We start from the raw sequence: 21,683 nt of genomic DNA, 5'->3' as shown, positions 1-21,683 counted from the left end.
GAGGATCGTGTCTGTGAACGATCAAAAACTGCGCGTCGGTGTCATAGGACTGGGCTTTGCCGGGCGGACGGCGCTGGAGGCGTTCTCCGAGCTGCCGGACGTCGAGGTGATCGGCCTGGCGGGCCTGGAGAAGGACATCCTGACCAGTCTGGGCGAGAAGCACGGCGTACCGCATCTGTACGAGAAATGGGAGGACCTGCTCGAGACCCCGGGGCTGGAGGCGGTCAGCATCGGTACGCCGACGCAGCTGCACGCCCCGATCGCGCTGGCGGCCCTGCAGAAGGGTCTGCACGTGCTGTCCGAGAAGCCGCTGGCCAGGACCGTGGCCGAGGGCACCGCGATGGTCGAGGCCTCGAAGCAGGCCGGCCGGGTGCTGAAGGTCGTGTTCAACCACCGCGAGCGTGGTGACGTCGCGGCGCTCAAGCACCAGATCGACGAGGGCCAGCTCGGCCGGATCTACTACGCGAAGGCCCACTGGATGCGCCGCAACGGCATCCCCGGGATGGGCGGCTGGTTCACCAACCGGGAGCTGTCCGGCGGCGGGCCGCTGATCGACCTCGGCGTCCACATCCTCGACATGGCGCTGCACCTGATGGGCGAGCCGCAGATCAGCACCGTGTCGGCCGACACGTTCGCGGAGCTCGGCCCGCGCGGCAAGGGCAGCCGCGATCCGAACGCGAACACGCTCGGCTCGGCGTTCGAGGTGGAGGACCTGGCCACGGCGTACCTGCGGCTGAAGGGCGGCGGCGCGCTGCAGCTGGAGACCAGCTGGGCGACGTTCCGGGCACCGGGCGACAACTTCGGGATCGAGCTGTTCGGGACCGAGGGCGGCGCCAAGATCGAGGTGCAGAACTACACCACCGAGGACACGCTGCGGATCTTCACCGACGTCGGCGGCGTACCGGCCGAGGTGCGGCCGGCGACCGGCGCCGGGCTCGGCCACCGCGCCGTGGTGCGGGAGTTCGTCCGGATCGTCAAGAGCGGTGAGTGGGAAGGCCAGAACGGATCCGAGGCGCTGCTGCGGACCGAGATCATCGACGCCTGCTACGCCTCGGCGAAGGCGGGACGAGAGGTTGTGCTGCATGACTGATCCCATTCGCGTCACCGTCTGGGGCGAGAACGTCCACGAGGGCCGCGACGAGACCGTGCGCAAGGTCTACCCCGACACGATGCACGGGACGATCGCGGCCGCGCTGCGGGCCAAGCTGGGCGAGAACGTCGTCGTTCGGACCGCCACGTTGCAGGACCCGGAGCACGGTCTGACCGAGGAGGTGCTCGCGGACACCGACGTACTCACCTGGTGGGGGCACGCCGCGCACGGTGACGTCGACGACGCGATCGTCGACCGGGTGCAGCAGCACGTGCTGTCCGGGATGGGCCTGATCGCGCTGCACTCGGCGCACTTCAGCAAGATCTTCATCAAGCTGATGGGTACGACGTGCTCGCTCGACTGGCGGGCCGAGAACGACCGCGAGCTGATCTGGACGGTCGCCGCCGGGCACCCGATCGCGCAGGGCATCCCGCACCCGCTGGTGATCGAGCGCGAGGAGATGTACGGCGAACTGTTCGACATCCCCCAGCCGGACGAGCTGGTGTTCGTCAGCTCGTTCTCCGGCGGCGAGGTGTTCCGCTCCGGCTGCTGCTACCGCCGCGGCCAGGGCCGGGTCTTCTACTTCCGCCCCGGCGACCAGGAGTACCCGACGTACCACCAGCCCGAGGTCCAGCAGATCATCGCCAACGCCGCCAAGTGGGCCGCCCCGACCAGCGCCCGCCAGCTGCCGACGGTCCACCACCGCAGCAACCCCGGCTGGTTCGAGAAGGCCTGAGATACAGCTTGGTCGGTGGGCCGGATAGGGTCCGTGCATGGTTGATGTTGCGGGGATCTTCAAGGCTTACGACGTCCGGGGGGTTGTGCCGGACCAGTTGGACGAGTCGGTGGCCCGGGCGACCGGGGCCGCGTTCGTCGAGGTCCTGGACGTGCTCGGCGGGCCCGGCGCGGTCGTCGTCGGGTACGACATGCGGCCGTCCAGCCCGGCGCTGGCGGCCGCGTTCGCCGAGGGCGTGGCCAGTACCGGCGCGGACGTGATCGACATCGGCCTGGCGTCCACCGACCAGCTGTACTTCGCATCCGGGCGGCTCGACCTGCCCGGCGCGATGTTCACCGCGAGCCACAACCCGGCGCAGTACAACGGCATCAAGATGTGCCGCGCGGGCGCTGCCCCGGTCGGTTCCGACTCGGGTCTGCGCGACATCGCCGACCTGGTCGCCAAGGCCCTGACCGAGGGCCCGGCGACCAGGTCCGCCGCGGGCCACATCACCCAGAAGGACCTGCTGACCGCGTACGCCGACCACCTGCACCACCTGGTCGACCTGACCGGCATCCGGCCGCTGACGGTGGTCGTCGACGCCGGCAACGGCATGGGAGGCCACACCGTCCCGGCCGTGTTCGCCGACGGCCCGGTGACGATCGTCCCGATGTACTTCGAACTCGACGGCAGCTTCCCGAACCACGAGGCCAACCCGCTCGACCCGAAGAACCTGGTCGACCTGCAGGCCAAAGTCCGCGAGACCGGCGCCGATCTCGGCCTCGCCTTCGACGGCGACGCGGACCGCTGCTTCGTGGTGGACGAGAAGGGCGACCCGATCTCACCGAGCGCGATCACCGGCGCGGTCGCCGTACGGGAGCTCGCGAAGCACCCCGGCTCGACCATCCTGCACAACCTGATCACCTCCAGGGCGGTCCCGGAGCTGATCACCGAGCACGGCGGCGTTCCGGTCCGGACGCGGGTCGGGCACTCGAACATCAAGCAGAAGATGGCCGAGACCGACGCGGTGTTCGGCGGCGAGCACTCGGCGCACTACTACTTCCGCGACTTCTGGCGCGCCGATACCGGCATGCTGGCCGCGCTGCACGTTCTCGCCGCGCTGGGCGAGCAGGACCAGCCGGCCAGCAAACTGTTCGCCGACTACGAGCGGTACGTCGCGTCCGGCGAGATCAACAACAAGGTCGCGGACGCGGCGGCGACCGTCGCGGCGATCGAAGACACCTATTCTGGCGTCGACGGCGTGACCGTCGACCATCTGGACGGGTTGACTGTGTCGGCGGGACAGTGGTGGTTCAACGTCCGTGCGTCGAACACGGAACCGTTGCTACGGCTGAACGTCGAGGCCGCGGACCGGCCGGAGATGGAACGCGTCCGCGACGAAGTACTGGCCCTGATCACTGGTGCGTAGGGAGAACTGAATGGCAGTCAATCTGGACCCGGACCTGCTGAGCATCCTGGTCTGCCCGAAGTGCCGCTCGGAGTTCCGCGTGGACGACGAGGCGAACGAGCTGATCTGCACCAACGCCGCCTGCGGGCTGGCGTACCCGGTGCGTGACGACATCCCGGTGCTGCTGATCGACGAGGCCCGGGACACCAGGGAACCCGCCGCGACAGAGAGCTGACACCGAGCTGATGAGCGTCTTCGACGACACCCGGCTGGACGACCCGGCCGCACTCGGGGCGGCGGACCACCTGCTGCGACGGCTGGCGATGGCCGGCGCGCGGGTCCGCGCCGAGCTGGAAGCGTCCGCGGACGTGCTGGCCACCGTGGAGTCCGACGGCTTCCGCCCCCGCGCAGTGGTGGCGGCAGGCCTGGACGCCCGGCTGGTCCGGGCCGTCCTGGAGCCGGTGTGCCCGGTTCCGTTCCTCGCCTGGCCCGGTCCGGGGCTGCCCGGCTGGGCGGGTCCGCTCGACCTGGTTGTCGTACTCGCGGGCGCTTCCGAGGACCTCGACGCGGTCTCGGCCGCAGGCGAGGCGGTACGACGGGGTTGCGGGCTGCTGGTGGCCGCGCCGGAGGACTCACCCGTGGCGATCGCCTCGGCGGGTCTGCGGCACGCGATCCGGCTGCCGTCCCAGTCCGACGACCAGCTTGCGTCCGCGGTCGCCGTACTGCAGGCGCTGCATCAGATGGACCTGGGGCCGGAGGTGGACCACAAGGCCGTCGCGTCGATGCTGGACGACGTAGCGATCGAGTGCTCGCCCAACACGGACGTGGCGTCCAACCCGGCCAAGGACCTCGCACTGGTGCTCGCGGACGCGCTGCCGCTGGTGTGGGGCGGCTCGGTGCTCGCAGCGCGGGCAGCGCGGCGTGTGGTCGAGGCGTTGCGGCTGGCGAGCGGCCGACCTGCTCTGGCCGCTGACGCGGGTCATCTGCTGCCAGTGCTCAACCAGCCGCCGCGGGACCTGTTCGCGGACCCGTTCGACAAGGCGGAGGAGCTGCGGCCGGCTCTGATCATCCTGGACGACGGTGTGGAGGACTCCGGTGTCGCCGAGCACCGCCGCAAGCTGGAGGACAAGGCGCGGGCGCACGACGTCCGCGTACACACGGTGACGCAGGCCAACGGTACGGACATCGCCCGGTACGCCGCCCTGACCCAGCACGGCCGGTACGCCGCGGCGTACCTCGGGATCGGCCTGGGCCGCTACGGTACGGCGGTCGACGACGACCCGGCCGAGCCAGGGATCCCCTCGGAGGACCCGGCGTGGTAGTCCCGCTGCAGAACACGATTCGCGACTACGCGTGGGGTTCGCCGACCGCCCTTCCCGAGCTCCTCGGGGTGCAGCCGGACGGCAAGCCGCAGGCCGAGCTGTGGATGGGCGCGCACGAGTCCGCGCCGTCGGTGCTGCCGAACGGCGACACCTTGTACGACGTGGTGTCCGCCGACCCTGCCGCGGTGCTGGGCGCGGACACGGCTGAACGCTTCGAGGGCCGGTTCCCGTTCCTCGCGAAGCTGCTCGCGGCCGCGCAGCCGTTGTCGATCCAAGCGCACCCGTCCCGGGAGCAGGCGATCGACGGGTACGCGCGGGACGAGGCGGCCGGGATTCCCCGGGACGCCGCGGACCGGAACTACAAGGACGCCTGGCCGAAACCGGAGATCCTGATCGCGCTCGAGCCGTTCGACGCACTGGTCGGTTTCCGGCCGCTGGAGAGTACGGTCGCGCTGCTGGATGCGCTGGGTCCGGCCGGATTCGGCGAGCTGACGGACCTGCTGCGGGACGGCAAGCTGCGCGAGGCATTCACCGATTTCATGAGCCGTGACCGGGACGCGATCCGTCCGCTGGTCGCCGCTCTGGGGTTCGCCGTCGACACGTACACGGGTGACGCGTTCGCGTTGGAGCGCGAGACGATCTCCCGGCTGTGCGCGGACTTCCCGGACGACCCCGGCGTACTTGCGGCGCTGCTGCTGAACCGGGTGCGGTTGCAGCGGTTCGACGCGGTGTACCTGCCGGCCGGCAACGTGCACGCGTACCTGCGGGGGCTCGGGTTCGAGGTGATGGCGAACTCGGACAACGTGCTGCGCGGTGGGCTGACGAGCAAGCACATCGACGTACCGGAGCTGGTTTCGGTGGTCGACTTCGAGCCGCTTGCCGACCCGGTACTCACCGCGACAGCGGATGGGGTCTACGAGACCGGTTGTCCGTACTTCACTGTGCAGCGGGTCGACCTGGCCGGCGACGAGCGGGCCGTGGAAGGTAGCGGGCCGCGGATCATCTGCTGCGTCGACGGGACTGTCGATGCCGCAGGCAAAGAATCCGCTGTGACGTTGTCCGCGGGGCAGTCCGCGTTCGCCTCGGGAACCGAAGGACCCTGTACCCTGCGTGGTTCCGGCACGGCGTTCGTCGTGTCCGCCCGCTAACTGGAGGACCTGAACAACCATGGCTGGTGGCGGGAACAAGGCCGTTGTCGCGGCTTTGCTGGCGAACACCGGGATCGCGGTCACCAAGTTCGCCGCCTGGGCGCTGACCCAGTCGGCGTCGATGCTGGCCGAGGCGATCCACTCGCTCGCCGACGCGGGCAACCAGGTGCTGCTGCTGGTCGGCGGCCAGCGGGCCAAGCGGGCGGCCGACGAGCTGCACCAGTTCGGGTTCGGCCGGGAGCGGTACGTCTACTCGTTCATCGTGTCGATCGTACTGTTCAGCGTGGGTGGTCTGTTCGCGCTGTACGAGGGCTACCACAAGGTGCACGAGCCGCACGGCATCGACCACTGGAAATGGGTCCCGGTCGCGGTGCTGCTGGCCGCGATCGTGATGGAGAGCCTGTCGTTCCGGACCGCGATCGTCGAGGCGAACAAGCTGCGCGGCAACGTGTCCTGGGTGCGGTTCGTCCGGAACGCGCGTGCCCCCGAGCTGCCGGTGATCCTGCTGGAGGACTTCGCGGCGCTCACCGGTCTGGTGCTGGCGCTGATCGGCGTCGCCCTGACGCTTGCCACCGGCAACGGTGTGTTCGACGGCCTGGGGTCGATGGCGATCGGCGCGCTGCTGGTCTGCGTCGCGATCTTCCTGGCGATCGAGATGAAGTCCCTGCTGCTGGGTGAGTCCGCGACCCGCGAGGCGCAGCAGAAGATCGTCGCCGCGATCGAGAACACCCCGGGGGTGCAGCGCCTGATCCACATCAAGACCCTGCACCTCGGTCCCGAGGAGGTCCTGGTCGCCGCGAAGCTCGGTGTCGAGCCGACCACTGACGCGGCCGTCGTCGCCGAGATCATCGACGCGGCCGAACGTGCGATCCGCGAGGCCGAGCCGATGAGTCAGCACATCTACCTCGAGCCCGATGTGTTCCAGGAGAACTACGTCCCCGACGAGCGCCCCGCCGTACCCGAGGCACCCTCGCACTGATTCTCAGGTCACGCCGCGCGCTTCCTGTCCAGGCGCTCCTGGACCGGCCATTTGACGTCGTACGCCCAGCCGAGCTGTTCGAGGCGCCTGATGATCCAGGCATTCACGTCGATCTGTCCCCTGAGTACGCCGTGGCGTGCGCACGTGGGGTCGGCGTGGTGGAGGTTGTGCCACGACTCGCCCTGGCTGAGGATGGCCAGCCACCAGACGTTGCCGGACCGGTCGCGGGCGTCGAACGGTTTCTTGCCGGTCACGTGACAGATCGAGTTGATCGAGAACGTGACGTGGTGCATCAGGGCGACGCGGACCAGCGTGCCCCAGAAGAATCCGGTCGCGGCGCCGTGCCACGACCTGTCCCACAGCCCGCCGATGAGCGCGGGCGCCAGCAGCGAGATCGCGGCGAGGGCACGGAAGTGTCGTGAGATCGCTGCCAGGTCGCGGTCGCGCAGGAGGTCGGGCGCGTAGTGCCTGGGGTCGGCGCGATCCGTACCCCAGAGCACCCACCCGGCATGCGCGAAGATGAATCCCTTGGTCACCGCCCAGGCCGTGGTGCCGTAGCGCCAGGGCGAGTGCGGGTCTCCGTCGCGGTCGGAGAACTTGTGATGCTTGCGGTGGTCGGCGACCCAGCGGATGGGAGGCCCCTCGAGAGCCAGGCTGCCGGCGATCGCGAGTGCGATCTTGAGACCACGCTTGCTCTTGAACGAGCCATGGGTGAAGCCGCGGTGGTAACCGGTGCCGATGCCGGTGGTGGTGATCACGTAGAACACGATCAGCAGGACGACGTCGTGCCAGCCGATCCAGCCGCCCCAGGCGAAGAACATCCCCGGCAGCAGCGCGAGAGTGGGTACGACGATGAACACCCAGATGAGGCTTCGCTCGAGCGTTCCGCCGACCGCCTGGAACTCGTCCTGAACCTGATCGCCGGGACCCGTCGCTGACACCATGATGAACACCCCGTAGGACTCCGTCGGAGTGCGCCGGGGGCTGGGGCAACACCGCTCCGGACTCGGCGGAGCATGACACCTCGGACGATACCGCTGATCCGCACCCGCGGCACCATCTCGGAGATCAGCGGGGTCTGGGCGGCAGTACGCCGGAACGTCCGAGCCATCTGAGCGCGCGGTCGCGGTCGATCTGCGCCTGGGTGGGTGGGGCGGTGAGGCGGCCGGTCCGGTACCCGAGATTGCGGATGTCCGCGGCCACGGACGGTTCGGCGAGCGCTCTCAGCGCGAAGGCGAGCGCGGCCGGCGTCACGTCGTACCGGCGTTCGAGATCGAGCGCCAGCTGGACGGCGGCCAGGTCCCGTTCGTCGTACTGGCGCTGCGCCGTGTGTTCGGAACGGGAGCGGGGGAGCAGCCCGAGTGCCTCCCGGTAGCGCAGCATGCGCGGAGTGGTACCCAGCTGGCGAGCGGCCTCGGTGATGCGCATAGCATCAATCTTGACATTCCGGTGTCAAAAATGCGCCTGGAGCGATCAAACCGCGTGGCTCGGACCTCTAGGCTCAGCACGAACCAATCACTGTCTTCAGGGGAGCGGCATGACCTTCGACTACAAGGTGGCGGACCTCGGCCTGGCCGAGTTCGGGCGCAAGGAGATCCGGCTGGCCGAGCACGAGATGCCCGGCCTGATGGCGATGCGCGCGCAGTACGGCGAGAGCAAGCCGCTGGCCGGCGCGCGGATCATGGGCTCGCTGCACATGACGATCCAGACCGCGGTGCTCATCGAGACGCTGATCGCGCTCGGGGCCGAGGTGCGCTGGGTCTCGTGCAACATCTTCTCCACGCAGGACCACGCCGCCGCCGCGGTCGTCGTCGGCCGGGACGGGTCCGCCGAGAACCCCGCCGGCGTACCGGTGTTCGCCTGGAAGGGCGAGACGCTGGAGGAGTACTGGTGGTGCACCGAGCAGGCGCTCAAGTGGCCGGGTGAAGAGGGTCCGAACATGATCCTCGACGACGGCGGTGACGCCACGATGCTCGTGCACAAGGGCACCGAGTTCGAGAAGGCGGGCGCCGTACCGGACCCGTCGACCGCGGACTCCGAGGAGTACGCCGTCGTCCTCAAGCTGCTGACCCGCACGCTGACCGAGGACCCGCAGCTGTGGACCACGATCGGCCAGGGCATCAAGGGCGTCACCGAGGAGACCACCACCGGCGTGCACCGGCTGTACGAGATGCACAAGGCCGGCGCGCTGCTGTTCCCGGCGATCAACGTCAACGACTCGGTGACCAAGTCGAAGTTCGACAACAAGTACGGCTGCCGGCACTCGCTGATCGACGGCATCAACCGCGCCACCGACGTCCTGATCGGCGGCAAGGTCGCGGTCGTCTGCGGGTACGGCGACGTCGGCAAGGGTTGCGCCGAGTCGCTGCGCGGCCAGGGCGCCCGGGTGATCGTCACCGAGATCGACCCGATCTGCGCGCTGCAGGCGGCGATGGACGGGTACCAGGTGACGACCGTGGACGACGTGGTCGGGATCGCCGACATCTTCGTCACCACCACCGGCAACAAGGACGTCATCACCGCCGACCACATGGCGGCGATGAAGCACCAGGCGATCGTCGGCAACATCGGCCACTTCGACAACGAGATCGACATGGCCGGCCTGTACAAGACCGCCGGTGTCGAGCGGGTCAACATCAAGCCGCAGGTCGACGAGTTCCGGTTCCCGGACGGTCACACGATCATCGTGCTGTCCGAGGGCCGCCTGCTGAACCTGGGCAACGCGACCGGCCACCCGTCGTTCGTGATGTCGAACTCGTTCACCAACCAGGTGCTGGCGCAGATCGAGCTGTTCGTGAAGACCGCCGACTACCCGACCGACGTGTACGTGCTGCCGAAGCACCTCGACGAGATGGTCGCCCGTCTGCACCTCGACGCGCTCGGCGTGAAGCTTACGGAACTGACCAAGGAGCAGTCTGCTTACTTGGGCGTTCCGGTTGAGGGGCCGTACAAGGCTGAGGCTTACCGGTACTGAGCGCAGGCACAACCCCCTCCAAGTGGTCGGAAACGGCCCTTTGGAGGGGGTTTTGCTTGCGTGCAGATTCAGGTCAGGACCACTGGCTCGACTCGTTGCTTCCTGGTGCGGCCCAGCCTTGGGCGTTGACGGTCGCGGGGCGGGCCGCGGACGGCGGCGCGGGCGGAGCGAACGGGCCCGGTACGGGCGGCGGCGGCGGGAGGACGCCGTATGGGCTGGGCGGGGCGAAGGGGCTCGCGGAGACGCCGTACGGGTTGGGAGCGAAGGGGGCGCGTTGGGTCGAGAGGCGCTGGAGTTCGCGGCGGCGGCGTTCGGCCAGAACGGCGGAGAGGTAGGCGGGCGCGATGATCTGGGTCGGCGGCGCGGGGGCGATGACGGCGGCCACGCGGGCGGCCAGCGCCTCGCCGAGGGCGTGTTGCGCACCGGGCAGGAGCTCGGCGTACCGGGCCAGGTAGTCGCGGGCCGCGTTGGCCAGCTCGTCGGACAGCCGGGACAGTTCGAGCGACTGCGCCCACTGGACCAGGTGGCCGGGGACGAACAACGGCGGTGACGCCATCGACTGGTTCCGTTCGCGAATGACGACCGTACCGGCGACCATGTCCCCGATCCGCTTGCCCTGCTTGTTCATCAGGCTCGCCACGATCCCGGGGCAGGCCGCGAACCACGGCGCGAAGTCGACGAAGAACCACATCAGCGTCCGCACCAGCGCATGCCGGAACCGGATCGAGCTGCCGTCGTCGCGCACCACCTTCAGGCCCAGCACCATCTTGCCCAGCGTCCGCCCCCGGGTGAGCGTCTCCATCACGACCCGGTAGCCGACCACCACGAGCAGTACGACGATGAAGATCAGCGCGACCGCCAGCGCCTCACTGGTCTGGCTCCCGAACAGGAAACCGGCCAGCAACGCGATCAGCACGGTCAGCACGATGCCCTGCAGCGCCATGTCGATCGCACACGCCAGCGCCCGCGTCGGCATCCGGGCGATCCGCACCTGGAGGACGACAGCTTCGCCGGTGACCAGCTGAGACACGTTGTCGCCCCTCCCCCTGTAGACGCGGTAGACACTCGGTCCGGTTAGTCTGCCATCAGTCGGGTGGAGGAGGTGTGGCGGTGGACGTAGAAGCGTTTGTCTCGGTGCACCAGCCGCAGTGGGACCGCCTGGCGTACCTGACCCGTCGCCAGCGTCGCCTGTCCGGTGCGGAGGCCGAAGAGCTCGTCGTGCTCTACCAGCGCGTCGGCACCCACCTGGCCGCGCTGCGGGCGGCCGGAGCGGATCCGGTGTCGATCGGTCGCCTGTCCGGGCTGATCGCCGACGCTCGTGGTGCCGTGACAGGAGCACAGGCACCCGTCTGGCGGGACATCTCGAAGTACTTCCTGGTGAGCTTCCCGGCCGCGCTCTACGCGTCCAGACGCTGGTGGGTCACCATCGGTCTGCTCTTCTACCTCGTCGCGGCCTGGGCTGCCTGGCGGGTGCTGGCGCACCCGGAGGTGGTGGACTCGATCGGTACGCCGGACCAGATCAAGCAGCTCGTCGAGCACGACTTCGAGTCGTACTACTCGGACAACCCAGCACAGGACTTCGCACTCCGCGTCTGGATCAACAACGCCACCATCAGTGCCGCCGTACTCGCGCTCGGCATCCTGCTGATCCCGTCCGTCTTCATCCTCTGGGACAACGCGCTGAACCTCGGCCTCAGCGCCGGGCTGATGATCGGCCACGACAAGGGCGGTCTGTTCTTCAGCCTGATCACTCCGCACGGTCTGCTCGAGCTGACCGCGGTGTTCATCGCGACCGCGGCCGGCCTGCGGCTCGGCTGGTCCTGGGTCGTGCCGGGGCCACGGACCCGCATGCAGTCCGTCGCCCAGACCGGCCGCGCCACCGTCGGCATGGCGATCGGCCTCGCCGCGGTGCTGCTCGTCACCGGCCTGATCGAAGCGTTCGTCACCCCGTTCCTGCCCGGCCCGGTCCGCATCACCATCGGCATCCTCGCCGAGCTGGCGTTCTTCACCTACGTCTGGACCGTCGGCCGCCGCGCCCACCGCCACGGCGAGTACGGCGACATCGACGAAGCGGACCGTGAGGCCACCGCGCCTGTCTCCGCCTGACCGTCTCCGCCTGACCGTTTCCGCCTGACCGTTTCCGTCCTGGGCACTGGCAGTGTGTGAGTACAGCGCATGAAGTCCGCCACAGCAGGACGTATGACGTCGCGATCACGACCGGTCTGGTCGCGTACGGCGTCGTACACCTGCTGATCGCCTGGATCGCGCTGCAACTCGCGTTCGGCCAGTCGTCGCAGGAGGCGTCGCAGCAAGGCGCTCTGGAGGAGCTGGCCGGCCAACCGCTCGGTGGCGTGCTGTTGTGGATCGTCGCGATCGGACTGTTCGCACTAGTGGTGTGGCGGGTTCTGCAGCTCGGTTGGGGGCACCTGGACCTGCACAAGAAGGTGTCCGCGGTCGGCCATGCGATCGCGTACCTCGTGCTGGGTGCCACCGCGGTGAAGGTCGCAGTCGGCTCCGGCGGCTCGAGCAGCGGCGGGCAGCGTACGGTTTCCGCGCGGGTGATGGCGCATGGCGGGGGCCGGGCTCTGGTCGTTGTCGTCGGGGTCGCGATCGTGGCTCTCGGGTGCTACCACGTGTACAAGGGGATCACGAAGAGGTTCACCGAGGACCTGGTCGGCGGTGTCTCGGATGTGACCGTGCTGCTGGGGCGGATCGGGTACGTCGCGAAGGGCATCGCGTTCGTGGTGGTCGGTGTGCTGTTCGGGTGGGCGGCGATCGGCTACGACCCGCAGAAGGCGGGTGGTCTCGATACGGCGCTGCGCACGATCAAGGAGCAGCCGTTCGGGTCGGTGCTGCTGACGGTGCTGGCGGTCGGGATCGCGGCCTTCGGCGCCTACTGCTTCAGCTGGTCGCGGAACGCCCGCCACTGATCTACGCCGGCAGGTCTCTGCGGCGCAGCCCGACCAGACCGGCGAGGCCGACGACTACTGCGATCGCGAGCAGGACGAGCAAGGGACCGGCCGACACCGACCCGCCCGGGAGCGACGGGAGATGGGTGAACGGCGAGATGTCGCGGATCCAGCCGGCGGTGCTGACGCCGGCGCTGACCAGCCCGATCAGGATGCACACCGTCGGTCCGGCCCAGGACGCCATCGAAGCGTGGGGGAAGAACCCGAAGATGGCGATCGCGATCGCGGCCAGTACCCACACGGCCGGCAACTGCGCGAGTGCAGCACCGATCAGGCGAGGCAGCTGTCCTCCCACATCGCCGATCGCCACGCCGTACGCCAATCCCTCGGCGACACCCGCTGCGAGCAGCGCGACGGCCGGCCCGAGCAGGCTGAACACGAGATGGCTCGCGGCCCACTGCCAGCGACTCGTCGCGGTCGCGAGCACCGGCTCGGCGCGGCCGCTGATCTCCTCGACACGCATCCTGAGGGTGGCCTGCACGGCGTACGCCGAGGCGATCAGGCCGACGAGGGTCATCACACCGGCCAGGAACGAGTCGATCAACCCAGCCGCGCCGCCCATCCGCTGGAACATCTCCTGGATGCTCGGATCGTCGCGCATCATGTCGCCGACGCCCTCGGCGACACCGCCGAAAAGCAAGCCCAGCAAGGCGAATCCGACCGTCCAGGCGGCGAGCAGGCCGCGGTGCAGCCGCCACGCCAGCGCGAGCGGCGAGCCCATGGTGCCGTCCGCGGGTCCGAGCCGGTCGGGGAGCAGGCCGGAGCCGACGTCTCGTCGTACGGCGAGTTGGAACGCGATGGTGATGAGTGCGACGGTTGCTGCGAGGATCACCAGGGCGAGCCACCAGCGGTTGTCGGCGTACGGGTGGATCTGTTGCGCCCAGCTGAGCGGGGACAGGTACGACAGCCACGCGAGTGGGCCGTCCGTGTGCGCGCTGGTGTCACCGGCGGCCCGCAGTACATAGGCTCCACCGAGTACGCCGATCGCGATGCCGCGCGCTGTCCCGGCGCTCGCGGTCAGCTGGGCCGCGACAGCGCCGACGGCCGCGAAGAGCCAGCCGGTGCCCGCGTAGACGATGCCGATGGCAACCGATCCGGACAGCGGCAGGTCCTGGCTGTGCATGCCGAGGGCAAGCAGTACGGCGAGCACGAGGTTCGCGCCGAGCGTCGTGGCGAGGGCCGCCGCGAGCTGCGCGTGGCGCCCGACGACGGTTGCCCCGAGCAACTCACGGCGCCCCGACTCCTCCTCGACGCGGGTGTGCCGGATGACCGTGAGCAGGCTGATCAGTCCGACCATCACCGGTACGAATCCGAGTCGCCAGGTGACGAACTCACCCAGGCTCGGCCCGGAAAGTTCGCCGTACAAGGTGATGAAGCCGGCGTTGCTCGCGTACTTGACCCGCGACTCCGGCGTCGGGAACAGGTCGCCGTACTGCTGCACGTAGCTCACCGAGATCGCGACGAGCAGCACGATCCACAGCGGCAGCACCACGCGGTCGCGGCGCAGGATCAAGCGGATCAGTCCGCCCGTGCCGGCGAGCGATTTCATTTCACCGCCTCGGGTTCGTACAGCCGCAGGAACAGTTCCTCCAGCGACGGCGGCTGGCTGACCAGACTCCGTACGCCGATCTCCGTCAACCGTCGCAGTACCGGGTTGATCTCGTCGGTGTCCACGTCGAACTGGACCCGGCCGTCGTTCTCCGTGAGATCGTGTACGCCGCTCAGCTGAGCCAAACCGTCCATCGGGCCGACCAGTTCGGCCTGGATCGACGTCCGGGTGAGGTGGCGCAGCTCGTTCAACGTGCCGCTCTCGACGGCGCGGCCGGCCCGGATGATCGTGACCCGATCGCATAGCGCCTCGACCTCGGACAGGATGTGGCTGGACAGCAGCACGGTCCGGCCGTCGCGGTCGCTGATCTCCTGCACGACCTCGCGGAAGACCTCCTCCATCAACGGATCCAGCCCGCTCGTCGGCTCGTCGAGCAGCAGCAGTTCGACGTCGGACGCGAACGCGGCGACCAGCGCGACCTTCTGCCGGTTGCCCTTCGAGTAGGCCCGCGCCTTCTTCCGCGGATCGAGGTCGAACCGTTCCAGCAGCTCGGCCTTCCGCTTCTTGTCCACGCCGCCGCGCATCCGGCCGAGCAGGTCGATCGCCTCGCCGCCGGACAGGTTCGGCCACAGCGTCACGTCGCCCGGCACGTACGCGAGCCGCCGGTGCAGCTCGGTCGCGTCCGACCACGGATCGCCGTCCAGGACCCGCGCCGTACCTTCGTCCGCGCGGGTCATTCCGAGCAGGATGCGAATGGTGGTGGTCTTCCCCGCGCCGTTCGGGCCGAGGAACCCGTGCACCTCACCGGTTCGCACCGCGAGGTCGAGACCGTCCAGGGCGTACGTTCGCCCGAACGACTTGACCAGACCTTCCGTGCTGATCGCAGCCGGCATGATCATTTCTCCTGATTCCGAATGGTTTCCACTTGTTCCTGCGTGATGATCGGGATGCTGAACACGTCCAGGAGTCCCTGGCCGATCCGTGCGTACCCGCTCGGCGACGTGATGTCCTCGCCGAGCGCCTTCGACACCTGGTCGCGGAACACGAACACGCTCAACTTGATCGCGGCCAGCGCAGCCGAGTACGCCCGCCGGTCCTGGGGCTCGATGCCGTACCCCTTCGACCAGTCCTCGATCGTCTCGACCGCCCCGAGGAACAACGCGGTCGCCGTCTCGGAGCCGTCCATCATCGAGCGGACCAGGTACATCTGCAGCGGAAAGACCCGCGGATGCAACGCCACCGGATCCAGCGCGGCGACACCCCTACTGGTCGCCATCTCCGCGCTGATCTCGAGCATCCGCTCCGTCGCGTACTTGTCACACGCGTCCCGCAACGACTCCTTCGACCCGAAGTGATGCCGCACCAGCCCCGACGAAACCCCCGCCTCGGCCGCGATGTCCCGAATCGAGGCCCCCTCGATCCCACGCTCCCCGAACAGCCGGATCGCCGCATCCCGAATCCGCGCCCGAGCCGTCAGATCATCCGCCGGTCGCTCCATCCCCAACTCCTCCCCCTACACACAAGAGCAAACTACTACACAACCGTGTAGTCAAGCCCAAATGCGTGACGGGGGACGGAACGCGGCGAGGGCACCCCGCGGAATCGCGCCGACTCGCGGCGGCTGGAGCCAGCGGTGGCGGAGCCGGAGACGGGCGTGGATGGAGACGGGCGTGGTGGGCGGAGACAGGACGTGGTGGGCGGAGACAGGAAATGGTGGGTGGGCACCTGCTATTGCCTGTTCAACGCCACCAGTTCAACTGCCACGCCCCGCCCGTCGGCGACTTCTACTGAGCGTCCGCCCGCGTGTTCAGCTCGTCGAGTGTCGGCCACGGAGCGCCCTCGCGCAGCACGCGCAGGAACTCCTCCCCGAACCATCTCCCGTTCGGGAACTGGTCGCCAACGTCCCAACGCCACGCGGCGACCATCGCGAGAACCAACTGGCGGCAGTCGTCCAGTAGTGCTTGGTCGATGCCCGGGTAGTGCTCGCAGACTGCCTCGGGTACGTGGGCGAGATCGAACTCGACGGGTCCACTGCAGCACGTCTCGAAGTCGATGAACAACGCGCCGTTCTTCGTGCTGAGTACATTGCCCGGATGCGGCTCGCCGTGAAGCAACTGCTCTGCGGCACCGCGGCCGTCGATCGCGCGTCGCAAGCTTTCCAGCCTGCCGCCAAGGAATGCGCGCTCTGCGTCGGCGAGCTCCGGTGAGAGGTCCGGGTCGGCAACGATCTTTTGCGCCTCGGCAATTCGATCCGAGAAACGTGGGATCGCCACATCAACCTTGCGCATAGCGGCGTGCAGTTGCTCCAGCGCCTTGGCGTAGTCGGCTGGTGAGAGGTTTGGCGTCACGGGCTCGTAGTAGGTCCAGAAGGTGACTGCGAAGCCGTCGCGCGTGTACACGAGCGGGTCTACCCGAGGTTCCAACGCACTCACCGGGCAGCCGACCTCAGCGAGCAGCTGAGCGACCTCGATCTCGAGCTCCGCAACCTCTTGCCCGACGGGAGCGACTCGGGCGAACACGTCGCACGGCGTCAACCGCAGCGCCAGCTTGTTCGAGTTGTGAAGAACGATTGCGTCGTCGGCTTGCAGACCGAGCGATGCAGCAATCGAAGTAGCGGCCGCAATCGCACGCGTGACCTCAGACGTATCCATGACTCGCTGAGGCTACCCCGGCGATCTCCGCCTGTCCCTCGCATTTCGGCCTCACCACGTCGCACCCTCGCCACCATCCATCCGATACACACGATCGCGGGTCCCTGGGCGGTCGGAGATGGGTGGTAAGAAGGTTACTTCGGTGTGACAAAGGTTCGTATCTTGTTGACAGGGTGGTGGTTGCTGGTGTGGGTTCTTCCCCAACACCAGTACCAGCTGGGGAAGGTGGGGCGGACCGATGAGGAAGTTGTTGGCGGTGCTGGCGGCGTTGTGCGTGCTGGCGGCGGTGCCTGGTACGGCGATGGCGGCGGAGCCGGCGCCGAAGAAGGTCATCAAGATCGGGGTGACCCAGTCGGTCGACTCGATGAACCCGTTCCTCGCCGTCCGGCTGGTGACGGGATCGATCCAGCGGATGATTTACGGCTTCCTGACGGTGCCGGACTCGAAGACGCTGCAGCCCAGCCCGGATCTGGCCGAGTCGTGGACGACGTCGCCGGACGGGCTGACCTGGACGTTCAAGATCCGCCAGACGAAGTGGTCGGACGGGCAGCCGATCACCGCCGACGACGCGGCCTGGACGTTCAACAAGATGATGACGGACGACGGCGCGAAGACCGGCAACGGCCCGGCGGTGGAGAACTTCCAGAGTGTCACCGCGAACGGCCAGGAGCTGACGATCAAGCTCAAGGCCCCGCAGGCGTCGATGCTCGACAACCCGGTGCCGATCATGCCCAAGCACGTGTGGGAGAAGGTCAAGGACATCTCGAAGTACGACGCCGAGGTGTACCCGACCGTCGGCAGTGGACCGTACGTCGCGGTGGAGCACAAGAAGGACCAGTTCGTCCGGCTGGAGGCGAACCCGGACTACTGGCGCGGCCGCCCGAAGATCGACGAGTTGCAGATCATCTTCTACGACAACCCCGCGGCCTCGATCGTCGGCCTGAAGAAGGGCGACATCGACCTGATCGGCCGGCTGAACCCGCCGGACTTCGAGTCGCTGAAGAGCGACAGCAACATCGTCCAGTGGAACACGCAGGGCCGGCGGGCGACGTACCTGCAGATCAACCACGGCGCGACGACCAGTGACGACAAGCCGATCGGTGACGGGCACCCGGCGCTGAAGGACCCGAAGGTGCGGACCGCGCTGCATTACGCGATCGACAAGCAGAAGCTGGTCGACGAGGTTCAGGGCGGGCTGGCGAAACCGGCGGACGGATCGATCATTCCGCCGCTGTACAAGGACTTCTTCTGGGAGGCGAGCGGCGCCGAGAAGGTCACGTTCGACCTCGCGAAGGCGAACAAGATCCTCGACGACGCGGGCTACAAGAAGGGCGCGGACGGCGTCCGGACGATGCCGGACGGGTCGCGGAAACTGCAGTTCCGGTTCAGCATCCACACCGACGCCCCGATCGAGGACAAGCTCGCCGAGTACCTGACCGGCTGGTTCAAGGAGGTCGGCATCACGCTGACCACCAAGCGGCTGGACTCCAGCAAGTTCACCGAGGAGACCGGTACGACGGCACTCTTCGACATCGCGATCAGCGGCTGGTCGGTGAACCCGGACCCGGAGGAGGTGCTCGGCACGCACCTGTGCAGCCGGCGTCCCGGCGCCGACGGCAAGGGAGGCGGCACCGAGTCGTTCTACTGCGACCCGACGTACGAGAGCCTGTATCTCCAGCAGCAGAAGGAACTCGACCGCGGAAAGCGCGCGGAAACGATCAAGAAAATGGAGGAAAGGCTCTACACGGACGCGCCGGTGATCGCGCTCTACTACCCGAACGATCTCGAGGGCTACCGCAAGGACCGGATCGCCAGCATCACGCCGATCCCGGAGGACAAGGGCCTGCTGTACGGCGGTTCCGGGTACTGGCCGTTCTACACGCTCGAGGCGGTGTCGAAGGACGGCGCGTCGGCCGACGAAGGCGGGTCGAGCGCCGGCGTGATCGCAGGCGTCGCGGGCGGCATCGTCGTACTCGCACTCGCCGGCTTCTTCGTCCTGCGTCGCCGCAGCGGTGCGGCCGACGAGCGCGAATGACCACCACTGCCGTCGAAGAGCTGGAGCAGACGCCGGCCCGTCGTGGTTTGCTGCGGTACGCGGCGACCAAGGCGGGTGGGGCGTTGCTCAGTATCGCGATGGTGATTGTCGCGACGTTCTTCCTGTTCCGGTTGTTGCCGGGCGATCCGGTCCGGGCGCTCGCGCAGGGCCGGAACATGACGCCGGAGCAGCTGGATCTGGAGCGTGCGCGGCTCGGGCTGGACAAGTCGATTCCTGAGCAGTTCCTGCATTTCCTGGGTCAGACGCTGCGGTTCGACCTCGGCGTTTCGTACGAGTACAAGCGGCCGGTGCTCGACCTGATCGGGGAACGGATCGGGGCGACCCTGCTGCTCACCGGTACGGCGTTGGTCCTCGCAGTGAGCCTTGGTCTCTGGCAGGGCGCCCGCGCCGGATGGAAGCCCGGCAGTAAGTTCGACAAGGTGTCGACCGCCATCTCGCTGGTGCTGTGGTCGGTGCCGACGTTCTGGCTCGGGCTGTTGCTGTTGATGGTGTTCGCGGCCGGAATCGGGCCGATTCCGGGGATTTTCCCGACCCGCGGCAGCTCGAGCGTCGACAAGCCGGACGGGTTCGCCGGCGTACTGGATGTCGGGCAGCACATGGTGTTGCCGTGCCTGACGCTGGTCGCGGTCGTCTACGCGCAGTACCTGCTGGTGATGCGGTCGTCGGTGATCGACGAGGTCGGGCAGGACTACATCACGACGGCGCGGGCGAAGGGTCTGCGTGACGACGACGTACGCCGCAAGCACGCCGTACCGAATGCGCTGCTGCCGACCGTGACGTTGGTGTTCATGCGGATCGGGTTCGTTGTCGGGGGTGCCGTGACGGTCGAGGCGATCTTCAGCTGGCCGGGGCTCGGGCAGCTGTTCTACGAGGCGATTCGGGTGCCGGACTTCACGTTGATGCAGGGAACGTTCCTGCTGATCACGGTGTCGGTGATCCTGATGAACACGTTGGCGGACGTGGTGTACCACCTGCTGGATCCGCGAGTGAGGTCGGCATGAGCAATGTGACCTGGGTACGTCGGCGGCGTGCGATCGGAAGGTTCTGGGCGGATTTCCGCACGCATCGCGCCGGTGTCGCCGGATTGGTGATCCTCGCCGTTGCCGTAGTGCTAGCGCTGCTAGCGCCGCTCTTCATCGACTCGAGCGTGACGAACGTGGTGAGCGGCACTGGCGCGAAGATGGCGCCGCCGAGTCTCGACGATCCGTTGGGGACGGACGAGTCGGGGCGGTCGGTGTTGCTGATGATCTGGTGGGGTTCGCGGACCTCGCTGCTGATCGGATTCCTCGCGGCGCTGCTCAGCATGGTGATCGGCACCGTGCTCGGCATCGCGGCCGGGCATTTCCGCGGCTGGATCGGTGCGGTGATCCTGCGGGTGACCGACTGGTTCCTGGTGCTCCCGTCGCTCGTCACCGCGCTGGTGCTGGCCGCGATCCTCGGCGGTTCCACCGCGACAATCATCGTCGCCATCGGCGTGACGTCCTGGCCGTCGACGGCCAGGCTGATCCGTGCGCAAACGTTGGCCGTCGAGGCACGCCCGTACATCGAGCGGTCGCTGGCACTTGGCGGGGGGCACTGGCACATCACGACCCGGCATGTGCTGCCGAACGTCGCACCGTTGCTGTTGGCAAGTACGACGTTGGAGGTGGCGAGTGCGATCGTCACCGAGTCGACGCTGGCGTTCCTCGGCGTGAGCGCGAACAAAACCTCGTGGGGGACGATGCTGCGCGGCTCGTACGACTGGGGTGCGGCGACCGCCGGCGCGTGGTGGTACATCCTCGTGCCGGGCCTCTGCATCGTGACCGTGGTGATGGCGTTCACCTTGTGTGGAAGGGCCTTGGAGACTGTGCTCAATCCCCGGTTGCGGACGCGTGCACATGCTTGAGCTCGACGAGTTGACCGTGACGTACCGGCTCGAGTCCGCCGACGTACCCGCCGTACGTGGGGTTTCGCTGGAGCTGGCGGCCGGCGAGGCGCTCGGGCTGGCGGGGGAGTCGGGATCGGGGAAGTCCTCGGTCGCGCTCGCGCTGCTCCGGTTGCTGCCGCGTTCCGCGGTCGTCGGTGGGCGGGTGATGCTGGACGGCGAGGATGTGCTGGCGATGAAGTGGGGCCGGCTGCGGGCGGTCCGGTGGTCGTCGGCGTCGATCGTGTTCCAGGGCGCGCAGCACGGGCTGAACCCGGTGCAGCGGATCGGCGACCAGATCGCGGAACCGCTGCTCGTCCATCGGCAGGCGTCCGGTGCGGCCGCGTCCGCGCGAGTACGCGAGCTGCTGGCACAGGTCGGGCTACCGGCCTGGCGCGCGCGGAGCTACCCGCACGAGCTGAGTGGTGGCCAACGGCAACGAGTGATGATCGCGATGGCGCTGGCGTGTGGACCGCAGCTGATCATCGCCGACGAGCCGACGACCGCGCTCGACCTGATGGTGCAGGCGCAGGTGCTGTCCCTGATCCGCCAGCTGATCGCGGACCACGGCATCTCGTTGCTGATGATCTCGCACGACCTGTCGGTACTCGCGGACGTGTGCGACCGGCTCGCGGTCATGTACGCGGGCCGCCTGGTGGAGGTGGGGCCCGCGGAAAACGGGTTCCTGCACCCGTACAGCCAAGCGTTGGCGGCCGCGTTCCCGACCGTCGGCGACCCTGCGTCCCGCCTCGCTCCGCGCGGGCTGGCCGGTGATCCGCCGGATCCACAGCAGTTGCCGGGTGGTTGCGCGTTCCACCCGCGCTGCCCGGTCGCGCTCGAGTCGTGCGCGACGTCCGACGTACAACTGCGGGCGTCCGGCGCCGACCGGACCGCCGCCTGCGTCTTGGTAGGGGAGTGA

The 21,683-nt window shown here is 68.3% G+C and carries 21 protein-coding genes; 14 read left to right on the top strand and 7 right to left on the bottom strand.

All coding sequences use genetic code 11. The features are described from left to right. Positions 1-7: 7 nt before the first annotated feature. Genes ACWF0M_RS07250 through ACWF0M_RS07220 form a run of 7 tightly spaced genes read left to right on the top strand, consistent with a single transcriptional unit; the run spans position 8 to position 6,662 of the window. Positions 8-1,090: a Gfo/Idh/MocA family protein gene (locus ACWF0M_RS07250; RefSeq protein ID WP_452234737.1), complete on the top strand. Its 1,083-nt coding sequence runs from the start codon at positions 8-10 to the stop codon at positions 1,088-1,090. Beyond that, positions 1,083-1,826: a ThuA domain-containing protein gene (locus tag ACWF0M_RS07245; RefSeq protein WP_452234736.1), complete on the top strand. Its 744-nt coding sequence runs from the start codon at positions 1,083-1,085 to the stop codon at positions 1,824-1,826. Before ACWF0M_RS07250 ends, ACWF0M_RS07245 begins: the two co-directional genes overlap by 8 nt. Before the next feature lie 37 nt (positions 1,827-1,863). Further along, entirely contained in the window at positions 1,864-3,234 is a 1,371-nt protein-coding gene (locus ACWF0M_RS07240) for a phosphomannomutase/phosphoglucomutase (protein WP_452234735.1), read from the top strand. Positions 3,235-3,244: 10 nt separating this feature from the next. Next, the gene (locus ACWF0M_RS07235; RefSeq protein WP_131460142.1) at positions 3,245-3,448 is read left to right on the top strand and encodes a Trm112 family protein; all 204 of its coding nucleotides are present in this window, start codon (positions 3,245-3,247) and stop codon (positions 3,446-3,448) included. Between the two features lie 10 nt (positions 3,449-3,458). Continuing rightward, positions 3,459-4,535, top strand: coding sequence for an SIS domain-containing protein (locus ACWF0M_RS07230; RefSeq protein WP_452234734.1), 1,077 nt, complete (start codon positions 3,459-3,461; stop codon positions 4,533-4,535). After that, entirely contained in the window at positions 4,529-5,683 is a 1,155-nt protein-coding gene (gene manA, locus ACWF0M_RS07225; RefSeq protein ID WP_452234733.1) for a mannose-6-phosphate isomerase, class I, read from the top strand. Before ACWF0M_RS07230 ends, manA begins: the two co-directional genes overlap by 7 nt. A 19-nt stretch (positions 5,684-5,702) precedes the next feature. After that, a complete protein-coding gene (locus ACWF0M_RS07220) occupies positions 5,703-6,662 on the top strand; it encodes a cation diffusion facilitator family transporter (protein WP_452234732.1) in 960 nt (319 codons plus the stop codon). An 8-nt stretch (positions 6,663-6,670) separates the two neighbouring features. On the opposite strand, the gene ACWF0M_RS07215 is transcribed toward ACWF0M_RS07220, so the two are convergent. Together ACWF0M_RS07215 and ACWF0M_RS07210 are read right to left on the bottom strand one after the other, a co-directional pair. Next, positions 6,671-7,606, bottom strand: coding sequence for an acyl-CoA desaturase (locus ACWF0M_RS07215; RefSeq protein ID WP_452234731.1), 936 nt, complete (start codon positions 7,604-7,606; stop codon positions 6,671-6,673). 124 nt (positions 7,607-7,730) lie between these two features. Beyond that, positions 7,731-8,090: a MerR family transcriptional regulator gene (locus tag ACWF0M_RS07210; protein WP_452234730.1), complete on the bottom strand. Its 360-nt coding sequence runs from the start codon at positions 8,088-8,090 to the stop codon at positions 7,731-7,733. A gap of 109 nt (positions 8,091-8,199) precedes the next feature. On the opposite strand from ACWF0M_RS07210, the gene ahcY reads away from it, so the two are divergent. Beyond that, positions 8,200-9,636: an adenosylhomocysteinase gene (gene ahcY, locus ACWF0M_RS07205; protein WP_452234729.1), complete on the top strand. Its 1,437-nt coding sequence runs from the start codon at positions 8,200-8,202 to the stop codon at positions 9,634-9,636. A 73-nt stretch (positions 9,637-9,709) separates the two neighbouring features. Here the strand turns inward: ahcY and ACWF0M_RS07200 are convergent, their stop codons facing one another. Continuing rightward, positions 9,710-10,666, bottom strand: a complete 957-nt coding sequence (locus ACWF0M_RS07200; protein WP_452234728.1) for an RDD family protein — start codon at positions 10,664-10,666, stop codon at positions 9,710-9,712. Positions 10,667-10,746: 80 nt separating this feature from the next. Between ACWF0M_RS07200 and ACWF0M_RS07195 the strand changes: the two genes are divergently transcribed. Both ACWF0M_RS07195 and ACWF0M_RS07190 read left to right on the top strand, forming a co-directional pair. Continuing rightward, entirely contained in the window at positions 10,747-11,742 is a 996-nt protein-coding gene (locus ACWF0M_RS07195) for a stage II sporulation protein M (RefSeq protein ID WP_452234727.1), read from the top strand. 56 nt (positions 11,743-11,798) lie between these two features. Beyond that, entirely contained in the window at positions 11,799-12,566 is a 768-nt protein-coding gene (locus ACWF0M_RS07190; protein WP_452234726.1) for a DUF1206 domain-containing protein, read from the top strand. Between the two features lies 1 nt (position 12,567). On the opposite strand, the gene ACWF0M_RS07185 is transcribed toward ACWF0M_RS07190, so the two are convergent. The 4 genes from ACWF0M_RS07185 to ACWF0M_RS07170 all read right to left on the bottom strand — a co-directional run bounded on the left by ACWF0M_RS07185 (position 12,568) and on the right by ACWF0M_RS07170 (position 16,805). Further along, positions 12,568-14,154: an ABC transporter permease gene (locus ACWF0M_RS07185; protein ID WP_452234725.1), complete on the bottom strand. Its 1,587-nt coding sequence runs from the start codon at positions 14,152-14,154 to the stop codon at positions 12,568-12,570. After that, positions 14,151-15,047: an ABC transporter ATP-binding protein gene (locus ACWF0M_RS07180; protein ID WP_452234724.1), complete on the bottom strand. Its 897-nt coding sequence runs from the start codon at positions 15,045-15,047 to the stop codon at positions 14,151-14,153. The genes ACWF0M_RS07185 and ACWF0M_RS07180 overlap by 4 nt, the downstream gene beginning before the upstream one ends. Positions 15,048-15,049: 2 nt before the next feature. Further along, positions 15,050-15,652 (bottom strand): TetR/AcrR family transcriptional regulator, encoded by a 603-nt coding sequence (locus ACWF0M_RS07175; RefSeq protein ID WP_452234723.1) that lies wholly within the window; start codon positions 15,650-15,652, stop codon positions 15,050-15,052. Positions 15,653-15,938: 286 nt separating this feature from the next. After that, the gene (locus ACWF0M_RS07170; RefSeq protein WP_452234722.1) at positions 15,939-16,805 is read right to left on the bottom strand and encodes a phosphotransferase family protein; all 867 of its coding nucleotides are present in this window, start codon (positions 16,803-16,805) and stop codon (positions 15,939-15,941) included. Positions 16,806-17,043: 238 nt separating this feature from the next. On the opposite strand from ACWF0M_RS07170, the gene ACWF0M_RS07165 reads away from it, so the two are divergent. Genes ACWF0M_RS07165 through ACWF0M_RS07150 form a run of 4 tightly spaced genes read left to right on the top strand, consistent with a single transcriptional unit; the run spans position 17,044 to position 21,683 of the window. Then, positions 17,044-18,840 (top strand): ABC transporter substrate-binding protein, encoded by a 1,797-nt coding sequence (locus ACWF0M_RS07165; protein WP_452234721.1) that lies wholly within the window; start codon positions 17,044-17,046, stop codon positions 18,838-18,840. Further along, positions 18,837-19,862, top strand: coding sequence for an ABC transporter permease (locus ACWF0M_RS07160; protein WP_452234720.1), 1,026 nt, complete (start codon positions 18,837-18,839; stop codon positions 19,860-19,862). The genes ACWF0M_RS07165 and ACWF0M_RS07160 overlap by 4 nt, the downstream gene beginning before the upstream one ends. Beyond that, complete coding sequence (locus tag ACWF0M_RS07155; protein WP_452234719.1) at positions 19,859-20,746, top strand: ABC transporter permease; 888 nt, start codon at positions 19,859-19,861, stop codon at positions 20,744-20,746. The genes ACWF0M_RS07160 and ACWF0M_RS07155 overlap by 4 nt, the downstream gene beginning before the upstream one ends. Next, positions 20,739-21,683: an ABC transporter ATP-binding protein gene (locus tag ACWF0M_RS07150; RefSeq protein ID WP_452234718.1), complete on the top strand. Its 945-nt coding sequence runs from the start codon at positions 20,739-20,741 to the stop codon at positions 21,681-21,683. Before ACWF0M_RS07155 ends, ACWF0M_RS07150 begins: the two co-directional genes overlap by 8 nt.

The organism is Kribbella sp. NPDC055110, from assembly GCF_053607525.1.
The sequence above is the reverse complement of the archived record's forward strand: the minus strand, read 5'-3'. Positions and strand labels throughout refer to the sequence as shown.